At 68.3% G+C, this 20,189-nt stretch carries 13 protein-coding genes; 5 read left to right on the top strand and 8 right to left on the bottom strand.

Annotation, left to right across the window (positions count from 1 at the left end):
* Positions 1–20 precede the first annotated feature (20 nt).
* Complete coding sequence (locus EDF58_RS16810; RefSeq protein WP_132267631.1) at positions 21–206, bottom strand: YbdD/YjiX family protein; 186 nt, start codon at positions 204–206, stop codon at positions 21–23.
* A complete protein-coding gene (locus tag EDF58_RS16805) occupies positions 203–2,263 on the bottom strand; it encodes a carbon starvation CstA family protein (protein WP_132267630.1) in 2,061 nt (686 codons plus the stop codon). Before EDF58_RS16805 ends, EDF58_RS16810 begins: the two co-directional genes overlap by 4 nt.
* Positions 2,264–2,591: 328 nt before the next feature.
* Here EDF58_RS16805 and EDF58_RS16800 point away from each other — a divergent pair, with 328 nt between their 5' ends.
* The 5 genes from EDF58_RS16800 (at position 2,592) to EDF58_RS16780 (ending at position 8,175) form a co-directional block, all read left to right on the top strand.
* Positions 2,592–3,968, top strand: a complete 1,377-nt coding sequence (locus EDF58_RS16800) for a RimK family alpha-L-glutamate ligase (protein WP_132267628.1) — start codon at positions 2,592–2,594, stop codon at positions 3,966–3,968.
* A complete protein-coding gene (locus tag EDF58_RS16795; protein WP_132267626.1) occupies positions 3,965–4,753 on the top strand; it encodes a sulfite exporter TauE/SafE family protein in 789 nt (262 codons plus the stop codon). The genes EDF58_RS16800 and EDF58_RS16795 overlap by 4 nt, the downstream gene beginning before the upstream one ends.
* A 280-nt stretch (positions 4,754–5,033) precedes the next feature.
* Positions 5,034–5,708: a CDP-alcohol phosphatidyltransferase family protein gene (locus EDF58_RS16790; RefSeq protein ID WP_243654319.1), complete on the top strand. Its 675-nt coding sequence runs from the start codon at positions 5,034–5,036 to the stop codon at positions 5,706–5,708.
* 170 nt (positions 5,709–5,878) lie between these two features.
* On the top strand, positions 5,879–7,153 hold the full coding sequence (locus EDF58_RS16785) for an MFS transporter (RefSeq protein ID WP_132267624.1): 1,275 nt from the start codon (positions 5,879–5,881) through the stop codon (positions 7,151–7,153).
* A 239-nt stretch (positions 7,154–7,392) separates the two neighbouring features.
* On the top strand, positions 7,393–8,175 hold the full coding sequence (locus EDF58_RS16780) for an IclR family transcriptional regulator (protein WP_132267623.1): 783 nt from the start codon (positions 7,393–7,395) through the stop codon (positions 8,173–8,175).
* Positions 8,176–8,191: 16 nt separating this feature from the next.
* Here EDF58_RS16780 and EDF58_RS16775 read toward each other — a convergent pair whose 3' ends face one another.
* The 6 genes from EDF58_RS16775 to EDF58_RS16750 all read right to left on the bottom strand — a co-directional run bounded on the left by EDF58_RS16775 (position 8,192) and on the right by EDF58_RS16750 (position 20,184).
* Positions 8,192–10,660 (bottom strand): beta-galactosidase, encoded by a 2,469-nt coding sequence (locus tag EDF58_RS16775; protein WP_132267621.1) that lies wholly within the window; start codon positions 10,658–10,660, stop codon positions 8,192–8,194.
* Positions 10,647–12,206: an MFS transporter gene (locus EDF58_RS16770; protein ID WP_132267619.1), complete on the bottom strand. Its 1,560-nt coding sequence runs from the start codon at positions 12,204–12,206 to the stop codon at positions 10,647–10,649. The genes EDF58_RS16775 and EDF58_RS16770 overlap by 14 nt, the downstream gene beginning before the upstream one ends.
* A gap of 67 nt (positions 12,207–12,273) precedes the next feature.
* Positions 12,274–14,790, bottom strand: a complete 2,517-nt coding sequence (locus EDF58_RS16765; RefSeq protein ID WP_132267618.1) for a glycosyl hydrolase 115 family protein — start codon at positions 14,788–14,790, stop codon at positions 12,274–12,276.
* A 2-nt stretch (positions 14,791–14,792) separates the two neighbouring features.
* The gene (locus tag EDF58_RS16760; RefSeq protein WP_132267616.1) at positions 14,793–15,908 is read right to left on the bottom strand and encodes a glycoside hydrolase family 88 protein; all 1,116 of its coding nucleotides are present in this window, start codon (positions 15,906–15,908) and stop codon (positions 14,793–14,795) included.
* Positions 15,909–15,952: 44 nt separating this feature from the next.
* Positions 15,953–17,173, bottom strand: a complete 1,221-nt coding sequence (locus EDF58_RS16755; protein WP_243654318.1) for a glycosyl hydrolase 53 family protein — start codon at positions 17,171–17,173, stop codon at positions 15,953–15,955.
* Complete coding sequence (locus tag EDF58_RS16750; protein ID WP_132267614.1) at positions 17,170–20,184, bottom strand: beta-galactosidase; 3,015 nt, start codon at positions 20,182–20,184, stop codon at positions 17,170–17,172. Before EDF58_RS16750 ends, EDF58_RS16755 begins: the two co-directional genes overlap by 4 nt.
* Positions 20,185–20,189 lie beyond the last annotated feature (5 nt).

The raw sequence follows: 20,189 nt of genomic DNA, 5'->3' as shown, positions 1-20,189 counted from the left end.
GCTTGCGCCGCGTCAGGCCCTCAGCAGCACCGTCCGCCGTTCTTGCCGCCGTACCGCGCCTCCTGACGGTCCCGGAAGAACGCCTTGCGGTCCATCACCGGGCGGTCCGGGTGATGCGCGGCCATGTGCCGGACGTAATCGTCGTAGTCCGGCAGGCCCACCATGAGCCGGGCCGTGCGGCGCAGGGTCTGGATCAGGCCGCTCATGCCGGCACCGGCCGCGGGGAGGCCTCATGGGCGGGGATCTCGTTCACGGTCGGCACCGGGCTGCGGCGCGAGGCCATGCAGGTGCGCCAGGTGAAGACCATCAGGGAGAGTACCACGGCCAGGAACACCGCCACCAGCGCGGCGTCGACCCGGTCGTTGAAGACGATGCGCTCCATCTGTTCCAGGGACTTGGCGGGGTTCAGCAGTTCGCCCCGCTCCAGCGCGGCGGAGAACCTGGCGCCGTGCGCCAGGAAGCCGACGGCGGGATCGGCGGAGAACAGCTTCAGCCAGCCCGCCGAAAGCGTGCAGATCAGCAGCCACGCGGTCGGCAGCACGGTGACCCAGGCGTAGCGGTCGCGCTTCATGCGGAACAGCACGGCGGTCGCCAGCATGAGGGCGATGGCGGCGAGCATCTGGTTCGAAATGCCGAACACCGGCCAGAGCGTGTTCACCCCGCCCAGCGGATCGGTGACGCCCTGATAGAGGAAGAACCCCCAGGCCGCCACGCAGAGCGCCGTGGCGACGAGGCCGGGGACCTGGCTCCTGCTCTCGCCGAGGCGGGGCACGGCCAGCGCCATCAGGTCCTGCAGCATGAAGCGTCCGGCGCGGGTGCCCGCGTCCACCGCGGTGAGGATGAACAGGGCCTCGAACAGGATCGCGAAATGGTACCAGAAGGCCTTCATCGCCGGCCCGCCGACGACGTGGGAGAAGATCTCCGCCATGGCCACGGCCAGGGTCGGCGCGCCGCCCGCGCGGGAAATGATGGTGTGCTCGCCCACGTCCCGGGCGGTCTGGGCGATGGTCTCGGGGGAGATCGCGAAGCCCATGGCGGTCACCGCATGGGCGGCGCTGGCGGCGTCGGTGCCGATCAGCGCGGCGGGGCTGTTCATGGTGAAGTAGATGCCCGGATCGAGGATCGAGGCGCCCACCAGCGCCATGATCGCCACGAAGGCCTCCATCAGCATGGCGCCGTAGCCGATCAGCGGGGCATCGCTCTCGCTGGCGATCAGCTTGGGCGTGGTGCCGCTGGCGATCAGGGCGTGGAAGCCGGAGACCGCGCCGCAAGCGATGGTGATGAACAGGAAGGGGAACAGGCCGCCTGAGAAGACCGGCCCGCCGCCAGAGGCAAAGGCAGTGAGCGCGGGCATCCGCAGCGGCGGCGCCATGATGACGATGCCGATGGCGAGCGCGGCGATGGCGCCGATCTTGAGGAAAGTGGAAAGGTAGTCGCGCGGGGCCAGCAGCAGCCAGACCGGCAGGACCGAGGCGACCGCGCCGTAACCGATCAGGATCCAGCAGAGCTGCACCGGCGTGAACGTGAACAGCGGTCCCCACACCGGCGACTGGGCGATGGCCTGGCCATAGACGATGGCGGCCAGCAGCCCGACGAGGCCGAGGATGGAGACTTCCCCGATCCGGCCGGGCCGGATCCAGCGGGTATAAGCGCCCATCAGCATGGCCAGCGGCACGGTGGCGGCCACGGTGAACATGCCCCAGGGGCTCTCCGCCAGGGCCTTCACGACGATCAGCGCCAGCACGGCCAGGATGATGACCATGATCATGAAGGCGCCGAACAGCGCGATGGTCCCGGCCACCTGCCCCATTTCCATGCGGATCAGCTCGCCCAGCGAGCGCCCGTCGCGCCGCATCGAGATGAACAGGACCATGAAGTCCTGCACCGCCCCTGCCAGCACGACGCCGCCGATGATCCAGAGCGTGCCCGGCAGGTAGCCCATCTGCGCCGCCAGCACCGGCCCGACCAGAGGTCCGGCCCCGGCGATCGCGGCGAAATGGTGTCCGAACAGCACGGTGCGGTCGGTCGCGACATAGTCCAGCCCGTCGGCGCGGCGCAGGGCGGGCGTCGGCCGCGACGGGTCCAGCTTCATGACGTGTCGGGCGATGAACAGCGCATAGTAGCGATAGGCGACGAGGAAGCAGCAGACGGCGGCCACCACGATCCACAGCGCGTTCACCGCCTCTCCGCGCGAAACCGCGACGACGGCGAGCGAAATGGCGCCGACAAGGCCGGTGAGGAGCCAGGGCAAGTGGCGGATCATGGTGCTCTCCTTCTGGCGCCGTCTCCCCGCGCCGATCTCCCCGTGCATAAAGCCTTGGGCCGACGAGGGAACCGGGAAATCGCAATTCGTCGGCCGGGATGTCATCGGAGACCCGTTCGCCGACAGCGACCGGAGCTTGGGCGTCGGCTGGCGTTCCGTGGCAATGTGTGACAGGCAACCAAAGAAGATTGGCGGGCGTTGAATTGCGTGGCACCACGGCGCCGCCGACGCGTTTCGGCCTAATCTGCTTTGTTTCTAATGCATTGGCACGCCGTACTGGGCACGGCGGATCGGTCCGCCGCCGTCTATCCTTGGGGGAAATGAAGCCTTGCGTGGCTGGATACTGTTTCATCGCGAGCTTGATCCCGCGAACTCGGAAGTGCCCGAGGTGCTGCGCTTCCAGGAAGCGGCCAGCGCCATGGGCATCGAGCTGCAAGTGCTCCATCCCCACAAGTTCGACCTGGTGGTCGGCTCCGAGGAAGGCTGGAGCACGACTTACCAGGGGCGGCTGGTGGAGCGCCCGGATTTCGTGATCTGCCGCACCGGCGCGGAGACGGACTATTTCACCCTGGCCCTGCTGCGCCATCTGGAGCGGCGCGGCGTGCGGCTGGTCAACGGCCCGGCGACGATCGAGCAGGTGGCGGACAAGCTGCACACCCTGCAGACGCTCAACCGCGCCGGCCTGCCGATCCCGCGCACGATCCTGGGCACTTTCCCCATCGACGTCGACCTCGTGGAGCGCGAACTGGGCTTTCCCGTGATCGTCAAGACGCTGAAGGGCACGCGCGGGGCCGGTGTGCTCAAGTGCGAGGATCGCAACCAGTTCGAGGATCTGGCCGGGCTGCTGGAAAGCGCCGATGCCCAGGCCGACTTCATCCTCCAGCATTACGTCCGCGCCAGCCATGGCCGCGATGTGCGCGTGCTGGTGGTGGGCGGCCGCGTGGTGGCGGCGATGGAGCGGCGCTCGCTGACCGGGGGCTTCAAGTCCAACGTCTCGCTCGGCGGCGTGGGGATCGCTTATAATCCGCCGCCGGAAATGGCCGAACTGGCGGTCCAGGCGGCCGACGTGCTGGGGCTGGACGTGACCGGGATCGACATCCTCTTCGACGAGGAAGGCTACCGGATCTGCGAGGCGAACTCGGCGCCGGGCTTCCAGGGGCTGGAGCGCGCCACCAGCTACGACGTGCCCTCGGCGATCCTCGAATGGGTGATCTCCACCCAGGACGCGGCGGAGCCTGTCACGGCCCCGGCGGCGGAAAGCAATGCCCTGGCCGAACTCGCTTTCGGGGGGCGCGCGGGCCTGCGCGTCCTCAGCGACCGCAACCCCGAATATCGCCGCTTCGCCAGCGCCGTCGGCCTGCGCATGGTCGGCGCCGGGCTGGGCTGCCTGGCCCATGCCAGCCTCCCGCCGATGCTGGTCGACCGCAAGAGCCGGGTTGGCACCGGCCTGCGCACCCTGTTCGACGGCCGGGTCAACGCCGATCTCTCGGCGCTCAACGACACCGAACAGGAAAGGACGCTGATGATCGTGCTGGTGGCGGCGATCTGGGCGGCGGTCCTGCCCTGGCTGGCGGGCGCGGACGTGGTTCCCGGCGCCGTGCTTTCGGTGATCGCCTTGTGCTTCCCCGTGCTGTTCATGACCACCGCGCCAACGGGACGGTTCGGCAGGTCCGCTTCCTCGTTGCGCCGAAGGACCGGCGGATGATCGATCCGGCGACCATTCCCTGGGCCGCGCTCGCCCCGTTCATCATTGCCGGCTTCCTTGCCCAATTGGTCGACGGCGGGCTGGGCATGGGCTTCGGCGTCCTGTCCAACTCGCTGCTGATGCTGCTCGGGGTGCCGCCGGGGGCGGCCTCGGCCGTGACGCACAGGGTGGAGAGCTTCACCAGCGGCGCATCGGGCATCGCCCATGCCTTGCAGCGCAATGTGGACTGGCCGCTGTTCGCGCGGCTGGTCGTGCCGGGCATCGCCGGGGGGCTGCTGGGCGTCTGGGTGCTCACCAGCGTCAGCATGGCGATCCTGCGCCCTGCCGTGCTGGTCTATCTGGCAGCCGTGGGGCTCTACCTGATCTGGCGGGGACCGCGGCGGCCGCAGTCGTACCGGCGGATGAAGCTGGTCGGTCCGCTCGGCCTTATCGCGGGTTTCCTCGATGCCTCGGGCGGGGGCTGGGGACCGATGGTGACGGGCAACCTCATGGCCCAGGGCATGACCCCGCGCATGGCGATCGGCACGGCCAATGCCGCCGAGTTCTTCGTCACCGTCACCGTGCTCACCGCCTTCATCGGCAGGCTGGGCGTGGAATCGCTGACGATCGCCGCCAGCGGCCTGCTGATCGGCGGCGTGGTGGCCGCACCGTTCGGCGCCCTGCTCACCCGGCGCATTTCCCCGCGCCGCTTGATGGAACTGACCGGCGCGACGCTCGTGGCGCTGAGCCTGGGCGGATTGATCTCCATGATGTTCTCTCCGATCCCGCTGTTTTCGCGGCTTTAATCGGCGAGCGGTGGGCGTGGCGGGATCGCCAAGGCCCCCGAAACTGGCCAATCGGCGCATCGTCGGCTATGGAGGCCGGATCGCCGACTGGAATTTGCGCGCCGGCGACTGAGAGACCAACGAGCTCCCGCATAAAGGAGCCGCTCATGGAACTCTGTAAAATCCTGAGGATTCATGTCTCGCGCGCCGCGCACGCGGGAAGCGGCTGGCTGTGCCCTGTCCTGATCGACATGGCTTCGACCTCCAGCAACTTCGCCCCCCGATAATCGAGAAGATCCGCATGAACGCCAAGACCACCGCCCATCCCGCCCCGCCGACCCGCATCCAGGAAAACCTGCTGGCACGGCGCGAGCGGCAGCTCCTGCAATGGCTCTGCGCCCGCATGCCCCGCTGGGTGACGCCGGACCTGCTGACCGCCGGGGGCCTGCTGGGCGCGTTCATGACTTTCGCGGGCTATACGGCCAGCAATCTTTCCCCGGGCTGGCTCTGGCTGGCCATGGCCGGATACGTGGTGCAGTGGTTCGGCGATTCCATGGACGGCAGCCTCGCCCGCTTCCGCAAGATCGAGCGTCCCTCTTACGGCTATTTCATCGACCATAGCTGCGACGGCCTGACTACCGCGCTGATCGTCTGGGGCATCGGCACCAGCCCTTACGTCACGATGGACGTGGCGATGGTGGCGCTCGTGGGTTACCTGCTGCTGTCGATCCACGCCTATCTCGCCGCGCGGGTCCTTGGCGAATTCAAGCTCTCGTATCTCCAGGCCGGTCCCACCGAACTGCGCTTCATGCTGATCGGCCTGACCGCGATGATGATGCTGCTGGGCACGGGACGCGGCCTGTTCGGCATGGTTTCGGGCTTCGACCTGTTCGTGGGCTCGGTCGGCGCGATCCTGATGGTGCTCTTCGTGGTGCAGACGCTGGTCACCGGCAAGCGCCTCGCCGCGGCGAGCTGATCCGCGCAATATTGTTGCGCGCATTTCGGCTGTAAACCGGCGAGGCTTGCTCTAAGGCGGGCCGCTTGAAACGAAGCGGCTCCGAGGGCGGAGCCTTGCAGGGGCGCCAAAGTGTCGGTTGAAGAGTCGGGTGTGATCGGATGGTGCGGCACGAGCGCGGAGCTGCGGCGATGAACGTCTATCGCAGCAATTCCCGCGTCCTGGCCGCCAGCCTGGTCGGTACCGCCGTCGAATTCTACGACTTCTACATCTACGCCACCGCTGCGGCGCTGGTGTTCGGCCCGCTGTTCTTCCCGGGGGAATCGCCCTCGGTGCAGCGGCTGGCCGCCTATGCCAGCTTCGCGATCGCTTTCATCGCCCGGCCGGTGGGCGCCACGCTGTTCGGCCACTTCGGCGACAGGGTAGGGCGCAAGTCCACGCTGGTCGCCTCGCTGCTGCTGATGGGCGGCGCCACGGTGATCATCGGCCTGCTGCCCACTTACGAGAGCATCGGCTGGTTCGCGCCGCTGCTGCTGTGCCTCATGCGCTTCTCGCAGGGACTGGGCCTCGGCGGCGAGTGGGGCGGTGCCGCCCTGCTGGCGGTGGAGAACGCCCCGCCCGGCTACCGCGCGCGCTTCGGCATGTTTCCCCAGCTCGGCGCGCCGGTGGGCTTCATCGCCGCCAACGGGCTGTTCCTGGTCTTCAGCATGACCCTGAGCGACGCGGACTTCCTCGCCTGGGGCTGGCGCATTCCCTTCCTGCTGAGTTCGGTGCTGGTCGGCCTGGGCCTGTGGATCCGCCTGAAGCTGACGGAAACCCCGGCCTTTGAAGCCGTGCTGGAGGAAACCCCGCCCAAGTCGATCCCGATCGTCGAGCTGTTCCGCACGCACTTGCGCCAGACCCTGGCCGGCACTTTCGCGGTGATCGCCTGCTTCGCGCTCTACTACCTCACCACGACCTTCGCGCTGGGCTACGGCACCGAGACGCTGGGCTACGATCGCCGCAGCTTCCTGGGTGTGCAATTGTTCGCGATCCTGTTCATGGCGCTGGGCATCGTCCTGGCCGGCTATGCGGCGGACCGCTGGAGTTCGCGCGGCGTGCTGATCGCCGGTTGCCTGGGCGCCATCGGGGTGGGCCTGCTGATGGGGCCGATGTTCGCGGCCGGATCGCTCTCGGCCATCGCCGCCTTCCTGTGCCTGGGCCTGTTCACGATGGGCTTCGTCTACGGTCCGGTCGCCTCGCTCCTGCCGCAGCTCTTCGACGCGCGGGTCCGCTACACGGGATCGTCCATCGCCTTCAACGTCGGCGGCATCTTCGGCGGCGGCTTCGCGCCCGCTATCGCCCAGACGCTGGCCGACAAGGGCGGCGTGCTATATGTGGGCACGTATATCTCGGCGGCGGCGATCCTCAGCCTGATCGGCCTGCTGTCGATCCGGCGCAACACCGAGCGGAGCTTCACCGCCTAGAACGTCTTCCCATCGGGTGGAATCGCCTGATGACGCGGAAAACGCGGCAAGCCAGAAACCCGAAAGCGGTCGAGCCCCCGCAGCAGGATCGGATGCGCTCCAGACCCGCCCGTCCTGCGGGCGCCTCCGTCTCCGTCTCCGTCTTCTCCCATTGACCGCCGCGCCCGAGGGTATAGAGCAGGTGGAACAAATGGATTCGCGTCCCGCAAAGTGGACCGATCCGGAGAAAGACACGAACGATGACGGCACTTCGCGACGACAAGCCCGAAGTCGAGGTCAAGGGCACGCAAACGTTGATGCGTGCGCTCGACATCATGGACGAAGTGATTGGCGGCCCGATCCGCGCAGCCGATCTCGCCCGCAAGCTGGGCATGAGCAAGACCACCGCGCACCGCCTGGTGCAGGCGCTGAAGTCTCGCGGCTATCTCTCGGTGACGAGCGACGGCTTCGGTCTCGGCCCCAAGCTGCTGGAACTGGGCGTCATGGCCACCGAGCAGATCGACTATGTGCGGGTGGCCCGGCCGTTCATGGAAAAGCTCTCGGAAAAGACGGGTTTCTGCGTTTTCGTGGGCAAGCGCGAGGGGGACTGGTCCCGCCACCTCGACCGCGTGACCGGGCGCCAGCGTCTTCGCGTGGCGACCGCGCCGGGAGACCGCCGCCCCATCGCCGAAACCGGCCTGGGCAAGGCGCTGCTGCTGGACGAGGACGAGAAGGTCTGGGAAGACCTCTACCGTGAAGCCAATGGCGGCAAGGTCTCGGCCAAGGCGGTGAAGGAATACGTGGCGCTGATGCGGGAGCACAAGGCGCATGGCTACGTGCTGCACGACAGCGAGCTGGGCGACGGCGTGCGCTCGATCGCAGTGCCGATCCGCGATGCGCGCCGCGAGATCTGCATCGCCATCTCGATCGCCAGTGCGGCCCATTACCTGACGGACGACATCGTCGACGATCTGGTGGCGGCCATCGTCGCCACCGCGGGGCAGGTCGGCGAGGCCGTGGGCTACCGCGCGCCGCGGGGCTAGTCCGCGAACCGCCGGGTCATGGCCGGGGCGGCCGCACCCTTAGGCGGTGCTCCGGCACCACGCGCAGCGAATCCAGTGTCGCGACCTGCCCGGCAGCGGGCAGCGCGGCCCGCGCCTTGTCGTCCAGGTAGATCGGCGCATCGACGCGCAGCGGCATGATCGAGAGGCGCCAGGGCCGTCCGAGCCGCCCGGCAAAGCGCTTGAGGCCGATGCGCCATAGCTGGCCGTCCCAGAAAGTGTCGTCCAGCAAGTCCATGCCATCGTGCAGGCGCAGGATGTCGCCCTTGCAGGCGATCTCCAGGAAGGCGTCTCCGCCTTCGGGCAGCAGCGCGGGTGAGAGCGTGAATTCCCATGTCGCGGCGGCTTTCCAGGTTTCCGGCAGCGGTTGGAGCACCGTCTTCGCCGGGCCGCCGATCACGGGCGCCGGCGCTTCGCCCGCCGGGCGGATCTGCCGGGCCTCGACGGATGCCGCGAGGGGGCCGGAAACGCGCGCGCCGTTGTGGCCGCCGTGCCGGGTCAGGGCGGCGTCCGCTGTCATCCCGGGCTCCGGGGGGATCATGGCGAAAGCGAAGTCCCGGTTGCCGCGCTGACGCAGTTCCAGCTCGCCGCCCGTGAACATCACGTCGGCGTCCGTAAGGATCAGCCGTCGTTTTCCGCCGAATGTGCCAACCCATGTCTGCCCGGCCGAAGCGCGATCGAGCACCAGCAGCCGCACTGCCGCGCCTTGCGCGGTGACGAAGCGCAGCAGGCGTTCCGGTCCGGCCCGGACCTGCCCGATCCAGCGCCCCGCACCGTCGCGGCGGAAGCCCGCCGGCCCGCCCTGGAGGCTCGCGCCGTCGATGGCGAGTTCCACATCGTCGGCAATCGTCGCGGCCAGGACATGGATCGGGCCTTCACCGTCCTCCAGCCGCGTCACCGGCTGCGCGGTGGCCCAGGCGAGGCGCAGGCCGTCGAGGTCGAGGCCGATGGGCCAGGCGAAGCTGGCGCCGCTCGGGATCGTGACCGGCGCGGAGGGCAGCGTCACCGGGCCGCCGGGGAGGCGCACGGTGAACTGGGTGCCGGGATGGCCCGGCGTCGGATATTGGCGGACGTGGTTGTTGACGAAGAGGAAGCCGCTGCCGCCCGCGCTGCGCACTGACCAGCGCAAGGTGGCGAGGTCTGCCTTGTCGCGCGGCTGCACGGCCGGGGCATGGACCTGCATGGGCGAAAGTGCGGCGCCGTGGCTGTCGATCAGGTAGTGGAGCGGGCGCAGGGCGGCATGGGCGGGGCCGGGCAGGCCGTATTGCCCGATCGGCGCCTGGAAGTCGTAACCGATCACCGGCACGTCGTTGTAGCCGCCAGAACGCTGCGTTTCCTCCAGCGCGCGGCCATGGGCGAGCGGGTTGGAGCCGCCGTGGAACATGTAGTAGCCGAGCAGGTTCACGCCCGAGCCCAATTGCGTCAGCACTGCCGCCGCGATGTCGGCCGGGGCGATCAGCGGGCGGCGGCGGTACATGACCGGCACCCCGCCGCCGTATTCGGCGCCGAGGAAAGGCGTGTCTTCCATGTCGTCGTCGGCATCGCCGCGGCCCTTGGCCCGGGTCTGCGCGCCCAGGTCTCCGCTCACGCGGCTGTCGAAGCGGAAGAGGTAGTTTTCCTTGGGCGGCAGGCGATCCGTGCTGGCGGACCAGGGCTCATCCGGATAGCCGCCATGAACGGGCACCACCTCGCCCCTGGGATAGACCGTGCGGTCCCAACCGGTGACGGTGTAGAGCGGCACGTCGATCCCGATTTCGCGCGCCAGTCCTTTCAGCGCCGCGATATGGGCACGGCCCTGGCCGGGGCCGGAGAGGTTGTATTCGTTCTCCACCTGCATGCCGATCACCGGCCCGCCCTGCTTCCACAGCAGGCCGTCGATCTGCCCGGCCATCGCGCGCCAGAAGCGGGAGACTTCGGCCATGTAGGCGGGATCGTTGGAGCGCGGGTGCGTGGCGGAGACGACCCAGTCGGGTATACCGCCGAAGCGCACTTCGGCATGGCACCAGGGACCGGGCCGCAGGAAGAACAGCAGCCCGTGGCGCGCACAGAGCGTGACGAAGCGCCGCAAGTCGCGGGTGCCGGTCCAGTCGAGGCGGCTCGGCTCCAGTTCGATATGGTTCCAGATCACGTAGCTGGCGATCACGCCGACCCCGGCGGCCTTCATCTTCGCCAGTTCCTCGTCCCAGTATTCGGCCGGGAAGCGGGTGAAGTGGAACTCGCCCATGATCGGCAGCCACGGCTTGCCGTCGCGGGTGAGGGAGAGGTTGTCGATGCCCAGTGTGCCGCCCGGCCCCTCGCCCGTGCCCATGCGCAAATGGCCGGATTTCAGCGGGCGGCCGGGGCGGGAAGCGTCGAGTTCCAAAGGCGCGGCCTGCGCGGCGGCGGCAAGGCTTCGGACGGGCAGGGCCGCGGCAAAGGCGGCTGCGCTGCCCGCCCGAAGCAGGCCGCGGCGGTCAATGCCCGGCATTGACGGGCTTACCCAGATCGCCGTTCGCACTGTCCTGCTCGACCAGCGGGTTGCGGCCCCAGAGCTGATCGTAGCGCCAGCCGGAGAGGTCCTCCACCACCGCCTGCGCCTCGGGGCTGGTCGGGGTGCGGGCACCGCTGCGCAGATGCTCGATCTCGCGCATCAGCACGGCATGAGTCGCGGGGGAAAGGCGGAAGCGCAGCGAGACGATCACGCCGAACACCAGCATGGCCACGGTGCCCAGCCCCAGCAGCAGCGCGATCGTGAGGATGGCGCCGTGCGATTGCTGCGCCGCGCCGGAAACGAAGCCGCCCGCCTGCATCACGAAGCCCACGCCGGCTACGGCCGCGGCCTGCGTGGCCTTGCGCACGAAAGTCATGACGCCCGCGAAGGCGCCCTCGCGGCGGCGGCCGGTGACGATCTCGTCCACGTCGGCCATGTAGTTGTAGGTCGCCCAGGGAATGTAGTTGAGCGCGCCGCGGCCCAGGCCTGCCAGCGCGATGGGCAGCCAGATCATGGCGCTGGTGGCCGTGATGCCCATGGACCAGAGCCCGATCAGCGTCAGCGCGCCCGCCGCGAAGCTGGCGGCGGCGATCTGGTAGGCACGGCTGGGCGAGGCGCGCAGGGCCATGTTGATGGCGATGATAACGGCCACGAACTGCACGATGTACATCGTGCCCAGCAGCCCGGAGGCGACCGCCGTGGTCCCCGCGAGCGCGAAGATCACGAAGAACGTGAAGGCCGCGTTGAACACGTCCTGGCTGATATAGCCGCCCAAATACATGCCCAAGTGCAGGCGGAAGGCGCGGATCCGCATGGTCGAGAACAAGTTGCGGTAAAGCGCCTTCAGCGCCTCCAGCGGGCCGGCGGAATGGCGCTGTTCGGGCGGCAGCGGCACGCCTCCGGGCCCGTGACGCTCCCAGCTGAACAAGTAGAGCATGGCCGCCGTCACCATGAACAGCGCGGCGAAGATCAGGCCCATGTAGAAGAAGGTGTCCGCGCTGTCGCGGCCCAGCGCCTCGATCAGCCAGAGCGGCAGGAAGCCCGCCAGGATCGCTGCGGCCTGGCCGAACAGGATGCGGAAGCCCGCGAACTTGGCCTTGGTGCGATAGTCGCTCGACATCTCGGCCGCCAGCGTTTCGAACGGGATGATCTCCATCGCGTAGACCAGCTCGAACAGCACGTAGCTGACGAGGTAGTACCAGAAGCTCTGCCCCGGCAGCCACATCAGCGCGAAACTGGGCAGCAGGGGAATGGCGGCCAGGATGAAGAAGCGCCGCCGCCCGAACCGGCGGCCCAGCGCGGTGGTGCCGAAGTGGTCGGAAATATAGCCGATCATCGGCGAGGCGAAGGCGTCCAGCACCCGCGCCACCGCGAAGATCGTCGCCGCCTGACCGGCCGAAAGCCCGCAGAACTGGGTGTAGAAGATCAGCACCCAGCCCGAGATCACCGCCATCGACCCGGCCCCGAGCACGTCGTTGGAGCCATAGGCAAGGTAGTTTCTCAGGCGCACCGGACGCGCGGCCACGGACTGGCTTTGGGGCACTACAGGATCCTTCACCGTATTGTTCTTGTCTGGCCCGCCTTCGTGGGCGGACCGATTGGGTCTGTTATTATGTCGGAGTAATGGACTTGTCAGCAGGCATGAAGCGAACGGCTTCGATCATCACGGCGGGATCGCCGGATTCAATCGTTACCTTGTGCTGGCCGGCTTCCAGAAGAGCGGAGAACGGCACGGAAATGCGGTTGTCGAGCACGGCATCGGCCCAGTCGCGGTCACCGGCGCGGCGCGGGATTTCGAGGACCTGCGGCTTGCCGTCGATGCGGATGGTCAGGCGCAGCGCCTCGCCATTGTCGGAGGGATAGGCAGGCAGCAGATCGACCACGGCCTGCCAGCGACCCGCCGGCAGGGTGATCGCGGCCTGCGCGGAGGCGGACGCCCCACCGGCGCCCAGCAGCGCACCGTACCGGCCGAGGCCTTCCACCAGCCGCCAGGCTGAGCCTTGCGGGGAGTTGCCGTGCGGGGAGGGGCCGTTCGGGGAGGGGCGGCGCGTGAACTGTTCGGGGCGGAGCAGGGGAAGCGCGGATCGCGGCTCCGGCTCCGGCGCCGGGGCTGCGATGTCCGGCAAGGCAGCGAGCGCGGGCACCACCGGCGGGGTCTGCCGAAAACTGCGCCACTGCCCATCCGCGGGCTCGACATTCATGATCCCGCGCCATTTGCCGCCCGCGGTGTCGCGGTTGTAGCGGCGCGTCAGGGCTGTCAGCGCCGCGTCGGCCTCGGCGGCGATGCGGGCGCGGCGCCAGCTTTCGGCGGGGGCGGTATCACGCAGCGCGTCGTGGGCCTCGGCGGCGAAGAAGCGGCGGTTGGCGGCGGCGGATGCCGATACCGGGTAGTCCAAGAGTTCGAAGAAGGCATCGGCGCGCCCGGCCGGGACCTGCTGGCGCAGGGCGGCAAGGCGCTGCTCCATCGCCGCGAAACCGGCGAGCCGCGCGTCGGCCTCGGCCGTGGTCAGCGGGCTGGCATGGGGTTTCTGCCCCGGCAGATACCATTGCAGATGCTCGGGCCGGCGCGCGAAGTTGAGGCGGTAGTAGTCGCTCATGACGGCGGCGGCCTGCGGGTCCGTGCCCGCTGCCGCGCCGCGTCCCTGTCCGGTCCCGAGGATGTCTGCGAGCCAATGTCCCATCCATGTCTCGACAGGCTGGGTTCTTGTCCTCTCGATGTCCCATGCAAGGCTGAGGAAGTAGTCGATGCCCAGTTCGGCTGGCTTGATGTCCCCGACATTGACGATCCACATCTTGCGCGCGCCCTTGTCCCACGCGCGTCCCATTTCCTCGCGGATCAGCGCAGGCGGCGTCGTCGAGAGCCAGAGATAGGAGAGCGGCGCGCCGAGGTAGGAGAGGTGGTAGTAGACGCCGTTGCCACCGCTGCGCGCCCGCTCGGCGGCATCGGGGAGATGGCGGATGTAGCCGAAGTTGTCGTCCGTCCACATCAGGGTGACATCGTCCGGCACTTTCAGCCCGGCCCGGTAGATGTCGAGCACTTCCTTGTAGGGCGTGAAGACTTGCGGGGCGCCGGAAATCCCCGCCTCGCGCAGGAGTTCGCGCTGGTCGGCGAAAACCTGTTCCAGCACCGCGCGGCGCTCCGGGTCGGTCGTGGGGCCGATCATGCCGCTGTCATGGATGCCGCGCAGGCCAAGGGTCCAGATCGTCTCGTCGGCGGCGTTGCTCTTCACCCGCGTGCGCCAGTAGTCGCGCATGGCATCGCGGTTCGTCAGGTAGTTGAAGTCTTCCGCCTTGCCGGTCCATTCGCCCACGTTGTTGCGCAGCATCGGTTCGGCGTGACTGGTGCCCATGACCACGCCGTAGCGCTCGGCCAGGGCGGCATTGGCGGGATCGGCGTTGAAGGCGCGGCTGGCCTTGTGCATGGCGGGCCAGAGCGTGTTGGCCCGTAGCCGCAGCAGCAGGTCGAAGACTTTGGCATAGGTCTTCGGGCCGGGAGCGGGTTCATCGGGTTCGGCGCCCTGGGCCCAGGGAACGAGGCCCCAGTCTTCGTCATTGATGAAGATGCCGCGATACTGCACCGAAGGCGGGCCGAAGCGCCGGGCCTTGGCGGAGACGTAGAGGCTGCCGTGATGCTGGGGTGGCACATCCGCCCACCAGTGCCAGGGCGAGACGCCGATCGCGCGGGAGATCTCGTAGGCGCCGTAGGCGGTGCCGCGCCGGTCGCTGCCCACGATCACCAATGCCTGCTTCACGCCGGGTGCGGGGTTGGAAACCGGCACGATCAGGAAGCTTTCCCAGGCCCCGCGCAGCTTCGCGGCATCGACCCGGCCCGCCGCCACAAGCCGGTCGATCGCGGGATTGCGCCCCAGCGTGCCGATCCAGACCTGCACGTCCGAAGCGGCGTTCGCGCCGGTCACGGTGGCCAGGTCGGTCCGCAAATCCTCGGCAGCGATGCGGACCAGTTCGTGGTCCCCGGCCGAGGTCACGACTTGGGCGACATGTCCGTCCTGCGCCAGCGCGAAGTCGCCGCGCGCGGGCGTGAAATGCACGAACTCCGGAGCGGCCGCCTGCGCCGGATGGGCGAGGACAAGCCCCGCCGCCACCGCAAGAAAGGCCGCCCCGCGCATCGTCAGATATAGGTCCGCAGGAACTCGGCCAGTGCGCAGATGGCAAGGCTCTGGCCATAGGGCATCGAGGTGAGCGCGATGTCCTTGTAGAACTGCAGCGTGTCGCCCATCGCGGTGCCGAAGCTGACTTGCTGAAGCTCTCCGGCATCGTCGATATTGGCGAGCACGCCGCGCACCGCCTTGATGCCCACGGCCTCGTATTCGCGCGGGAGGTAGCCCTTGCGCACCGCCTTCAGGATGCCATAGGCGAAGCCTGCCGTGGCCGAGGCTTCAAGGTAGCTGGAGGGATCGTCGATCAGCGTGTGCCACAGGCCGGTTTCCGCGTCCTGCGTGGCGGCAAGCGTGCGGACCTGTGCGGCCAGCGTGTCGATCAGGAACATGCGGAAGGCATCGCCCGGCTGGAGATCGAGCAGTTCGATGATCTCCGGGATCGCGATCGTCACCCAGCAGTTGCCCCGCGCCCAGAGCGCTTCGGCGAAGTTGTGGCGGCCGGTGAAGTCCCAGCCGTGGAACCACAGGCCGGTCTTCTTGTCGGCCAGATACTTGATATGGACCAGGAACTGGCGCTTGGCTTCCTCGATATACTGCGGACGGTCCAGCAGCAGGCCGATCTTGGCCAGCGGCAGCACGCTCATCATCAGCGTGTCGTCCCAGAGTTCGCCGGGGTTCTCGTCGTTGTAGACGATGTGCTGGAAGCCGCCTTCCTCGGTCTTGGGCAGGCCGTCGGGCGCCATCAGCCATTCGGCCCAGGTGTCGAGATAGGGGATGTAGCTGGGATCGCCGTCCAGTTCGTAAAGGTAGGCCAGCGTGATGAAGGGGGCGACCGTGTTGATGTTCTTGGTGGGCGTGCCTTCCGCGAAACGGTCCTCGAACCACGCGCGGATGATCTCCAGCGCCTTCTCGTCGCCGGTCTGCTCGAAATAGCGCCACATGCCGAACAGGCCGACGCCGTGGGTCCATTCCCAGCCGGCCCAGCCCTTGGTGTCGATCACCCGGCCGTCTTCGAGGCGGAGCAGGAATTCGCCGGTCTCATCCTTGATGTTGACGAGGTTGTGCATGAGCAGGTCGATCGCCGCGGTGACCTGCTGGCGGGGGATGTCATGGGTAAGGGCGGCCACTCAAGTTCTCCTGTGGGCGATGCTGCGGCGGGGGGCGTGATGGGTCATTTCAGGACTCCGTAATCGCGCGCCATCCGGCGATAGAGTTGCAGGAAGGCGGGATCGGCGTCGTACCGGCCGCCATGGCTTTCGGGTTGTTTCGGCATGTCGGATGCCAATGCGGGCGTGGCGCCGGGGGCTTCCGCCGCGTTGAGGCCTTGCGAGAGCAAGTCGGGGCGCGGGCCTTCGCCGGCGTTCTTGCCGTCCTTCTGGAAGATCGCTTCCTGATGGCGGGTCGGCTCCCAGATGAAGCTGCCCCAGCCGTTCGGATGGGCATGGACCAGGTCGTTCAGGTAGCGCTTGCGCGACGAATACTCGATCGCGAAGAAGCCCTTGTCCGGGTAGCGGCGGCCGAATTCGGTGAAAGTCCGCTCCCAGTCGCCTTGCGCCGCCTGCTGGTAGCAGGAGAAGCCCAGCGCATCGAAATCGACGCCGCGCGCGATCAGGCTGTCGGTCCAGTGCTGGACGATCGGCCAATGGCGGCCGAGATGGTTGTGCAGCGCGATCGGCGTTCCGGGAAGCTGCGCGCGGGTGGCGGCGATCCCGGCCTTGAGCAGCAGCGCGAACTTGTCGTAGCCGCCCGCGCCGGGCACGTTCATGTGCACTTGGTCGGTCACCGGGTTGCCGGTGGGAATGGTCAGCGGCACGCGGCCGTCGGGCCAGAGCATGCCGAACGTGGTCTCGTTGCCCAGGATCGCCAGATCGGGCGCGACGCCTGCGGCTTTCATCGCCGCGAAAGTCTCGTCGGTGTGGCGGTGGACGACATCGACCAGCTTGGGGAAGGGCAAGTCGGCCCAGGCTGCGGGCTTGTCCTGATGCTGCGGATCGGCCCAGGTGTCGGAATAGTGGAGGGTCAGCGAGAGGTGAAGACCCGCCGCCTTGATCCGCTGCGCGAACGCGATGGTGCGCGGCAGGTCGCACCACGGGCCGCCGGGCTTGTCCTTCGAATAGCCCTTCGCGGGATCGACGAAGAGGCGCAGCTTGATCGCGTTGAACCCGGCATCGCGGAAGATTGCGAGCACGTCCTTTTGCTGGCCGTCCTCGTAATAGGTGGCGCCTGCGGCTTCGTCCTCGGGAATCCAGGAGACATCCGCGCCGATCAGGTAGGGCCACGGGCGGGCGCCTTTTCTGGGGGCAGCACGCACCGCGCCCGGCAGGGCGGCGAGGCAAAGCGCGCCTGCGCCTGCAACGCCCAACTGGCGGCGGGTGAGCGGGGCGCCGGTCACTTCAACTGATCCGGGCGCGTCGGCGCGGCGACCATCTGCACCGGCACGCCGCCGCGAACGTTGCGGAGGGTGACGAGCTTGACCGCCTCCAGCGCATCGCCCGGCGCACCGTCGCTGGTCACGGCAAGGGCGACGTGGTTGGTGCCGTGGTGGTTGAGAATGCCCTCGGGGATCGGGAACACGCGCTGCGGGCCGACATGGGCGATGAACTGGCCCATGTTCCAGCCGTTGACGAAGATCAGCACGCGGTATTTCGCGGCCGAGCGCGGGCTTTCGGTGTCCCCGAAGGCAAGTCCGATCGTGGCGTCCTGTCCCTTGGGCACGGCAAGGTCGAAGGCGGTGCGCAGCCAGGTGGTGCCGGGCGCGGCGCTACTCGCGGGGACCTGGGCGGTGGTCCACTGGCGGTCGTCGAAGGCGGGCAGGTGCCAGCCCATGCGCTCGCCATAGAGGCCGCCGTTATTGGCAGGGCCGCGCACGGGGTCGGCCAGATCCTCGCCGCCGCGCTTGCCCTGGATCTTCCACGCGATCGGCACGGCGAAACTGCGCCCGCCGGGCTGCGAGATCGAGGCGGAAATCAGCCCGCGCGCTTCCTTGTGGAAGTCGTCGGCGTCGAGGTCCCAGTTATGGCCGTTGTTGCGCACCATGACCGAGAGGACGTGGCCGCCGCCCGCCTGCGCTTCGGGCGGCAGGTCCAGCGTGACGGTGCCGGTGGTGATCGGGCGGGGCAGGCCGCTCGGGGTCTCGGCCTGGCCGATGAACTTGCCGTCGAGCCATGCCTGCACGAGGCCCGATCCGCCCACGCCGTAGAATAGCGAGACGGTTTTCGCGCCGGGATTGCCCTCGAAGCGGCCGCGATACCAGACGTCGCCTTCGTGGAAGCCATAGGCGTCCATGTTCAGGTTGGGCTGGCCATCGGGGCGCTGGGTGATGCTGGCGTTGGGGCGGTTGCCGCCTGCGGCCTGCCATGCGCTGTCGTCGAACTGCGGATCGGCCTCGGGCGAGCCCTTGGCCATGCGCCAGTCGGTGAGTGCGGGAAGCACGACCGGCGCGGGGCCGGGCAGGGGGGCGGTGGAGGCGAGGCTGCCGATGGCAGTGGGCTTGGCGGCGATACGCGCGCCGTTCCACGAGAGCGAGCGCGCCGCGCCGGGCGCCCAGATTTCGATGGCGCCCGCCGCGGCGGTGTCGCCGTTCAGCGTGAGTGCGCCGGACTTCAGCGAAGCGTGACGGACCAACTGCGGACCGCGCACCAGAACGGGGCCGTTTGCGGTGTCGGCGCGGGTATAGCGACTGCCTTCGGCCTCGTCGGCAAGGATCAGCACAAGGTCGCCGCGTCCGCCGCCGGTCACCCGCAGGACAGTGCGGCCCGTATGCGTGTAAGTGACTTTAAGGTCGCCCTTGGCGGCGTCGAAGGCGCTGGTGGCCGCGCCTTCCACAACCTCGACTTTCGGGGCCGAGGCATAGCGCAGCACGGTCTCGCCCGCCTCGCCCGCGCGGCCGTAGAGCAGCAGGAGGTCGGCGTTTCCGGCCTTGGACGCGGATTGCAGTTCGGAGGTCGAATAGACCAGCCGCTGCCCGCCGAGATCGACCCCCGCGACCAGCCACTTGGCGTCGAAGCCGTTGAGCCGCATCGGGAAAGTATAGCGACCATCCGGCAGCGCGGCGGTCACGGTGAAGCTGTCGTCGGTCTGGCCGTTCGACGGCTTGTGCGTCACCATCAGGAAGCGCGCGTCGGTTTCGGGGCTCTTGTTGTGATAGACCTGGATATTGGGTGAGGAGATCTCGGGCGTGCCCGCCGGGATCATGCCCGCAAGGTCAGGCACGGAGGCGATCAGACCGCCCAGCTGCTTCATCTCCAGCGCCTTTTCGCGAAGCTCTCGCGCTTCGGAAATGGCCGCGCCGTAGTCGTAGCTGGTGAACACCACCGGGGCGGGCAGCCAGCCCCAGCTGGTGCCGCCATAGACCATGTAGAAGCTCTGGATGCCGATGCCGTTGGCCAGGTTGGTGCCGTAGAACACCCGCTGGAACCGCTTGCCGCGCTGGACCGCGTTGCACTCGTAGCTGCCGTTGGAGCCCCAGTAATCGAACCAGCCGCCGCCGAATTCCGCCAGGAAGCCGGGCGTCTTCGGCGAAGCGGAAGCGCCGCCTTTGGCGCCGCCGGTTCCGTAGAAGCCCCAGTCCGGCGCGGCCACGCTGCGGGTGGGTTTGCCCTCCACGGTGCAAGTGCCGCCGGGATAGCCGTCGAAGGCGTACATGTCGTTGGGGCCGTGGACGACTTTGTCGACGGAAGAACCTTCCGGCACCCAGTAGCCGTTGCGGCCCTGGTCGTTGTGGAAGATCGGCACGGTGATGCCGTCGGCGCGGGCCTTGGCGTAGATATGATCCATGTAGCGGCGCTGGGCCGGGGTGGTCAGCGCCAGTTCGTTCTCGATCTGGTGGAGGATGACGGAGCCCTTGTGGCCCTTGCCGTCGCCGTTGATCTGGTGGCGCGCGATGATGGCGTTGATCTGCGTCAGCCACTCATCGGCGGCGGCCATGTATTCGGGATCGTCGGTGCGGGCGCGGCCCTTCTGGTTGACCAGCCAGCCCGGGAAGCCGCCGCGCGACACTTCCGCATTCACGTAAGGCCCGGCGCGGGTCATGACCAGCAGGCCTTCCTCCTCCGCCATGGTCAGCAGGCGGTCGAGATCGCGGATGCCGCTGAAGTCGTAGACGCCTTGTTTCGGCGAGTGGTAGCCCCAGTCGAAATAGAGCGCGACGGTGTTGAAGCCGCTCGCCTTCATCTTCTGCAGCACGTCGCGCCAGAGGTCCGGGCTGGGCAGGCGGAAGGGGTGGAATTCGCCCGACCAGATCACCTGCCGCTTGCCGTCGATCATCAGCGAGCGCGCATCGAAGGAGACGCGGCCGAACGTCTGGACCGGCGCGGAAAGATCGGCCGTGGGCTTCGCGTCCTGCGCGAATGCCGTAAGCGGCAGGGCCGTAAGCAGCAGAGCGGTGAGGAACGCGCGCTTCATGCCGC

The sequence above is a fragment of the Novosphingobium sp. PhB57 genome, from assembly GCF_004342985.1.
Taxonomy (GTDB): domain Bacteria; phylum Pseudomonadota; class Alphaproteobacteria; order Sphingomonadales; family Sphingomonadaceae; genus Novosphingobium.
Note: the sequence above shows the minus strand (reverse complement) of the source record. Positions and strands in the feature narration are given on the sequence as shown.

What these genes read in the sequence shown, in the direction of transcription:
- EDF58_RS16810 (WP_132267631.1), bottom strand. Translation starts at nt 206, where the DNA reads ATGAGCGGCCTGATCCAGACCCTGCGCCGCACGGCCCGGCTCATGGTG.
- EDF58_RS16805 (WP_132267630.1), bottom strand. Translation starts at nt 2,263, where the DNA reads ATGATCCGCCACTTGCCCTGGCTCCTCACCGGCCTTGTCGGCGCCATT.
- EDF58_RS16795 (WP_132267626.1), top strand. Translation starts at nt 3,965, where the DNA reads ATGATCGATCCGGCGACCATTCCCTGGGCCGCGCTCGCCCCGTTCATC.
- EDF58_RS16790 (WP_243654319.1), top strand. Translation starts at nt 5,034, where the DNA reads ATGAACGCCAAGACCACCGCCCATCCCGCCCCGCCGACCCGCATCCAG.
- EDF58_RS16785 (WP_132267624.1), top strand. Translation starts at nt 5,879, where the DNA reads ATGAACGTCTATCGCAGCAATTCCCGCGTCCTGGCCGCCAGCCTGGTC.
- EDF58_RS16780 (WP_132267623.1), top strand. Translation starts at nt 7,393, where the DNA reads ATGACGGCACTTCGCGACGACAAGCCCGAAGTCGAGGTCAAGGGCACG.
- EDF58_RS16775 (WP_132267621.1), bottom strand. Translation starts at nt 10,660, where the DNA reads ATGCCGGGCATTGACCGCCGCGGCCTGCTTCGGGCGGGCAGCGCAGCC.
- EDF58_RS16765 (WP_132267618.1), bottom strand. Translation starts at nt 14,790, where the DNA reads ATGCGCGGGGCGGCCTTTCTTGCGGTGGCGGCGGGGCTTGTCCTCGCC.
- EDF58_RS16750 (WP_132267614.1), bottom strand. Translation starts at nt 20,184, where the DNA reads ATGAAGCGCGCGTTCCTCACCGCTCTGCTGCTTACGGCCCTGCCGCTT.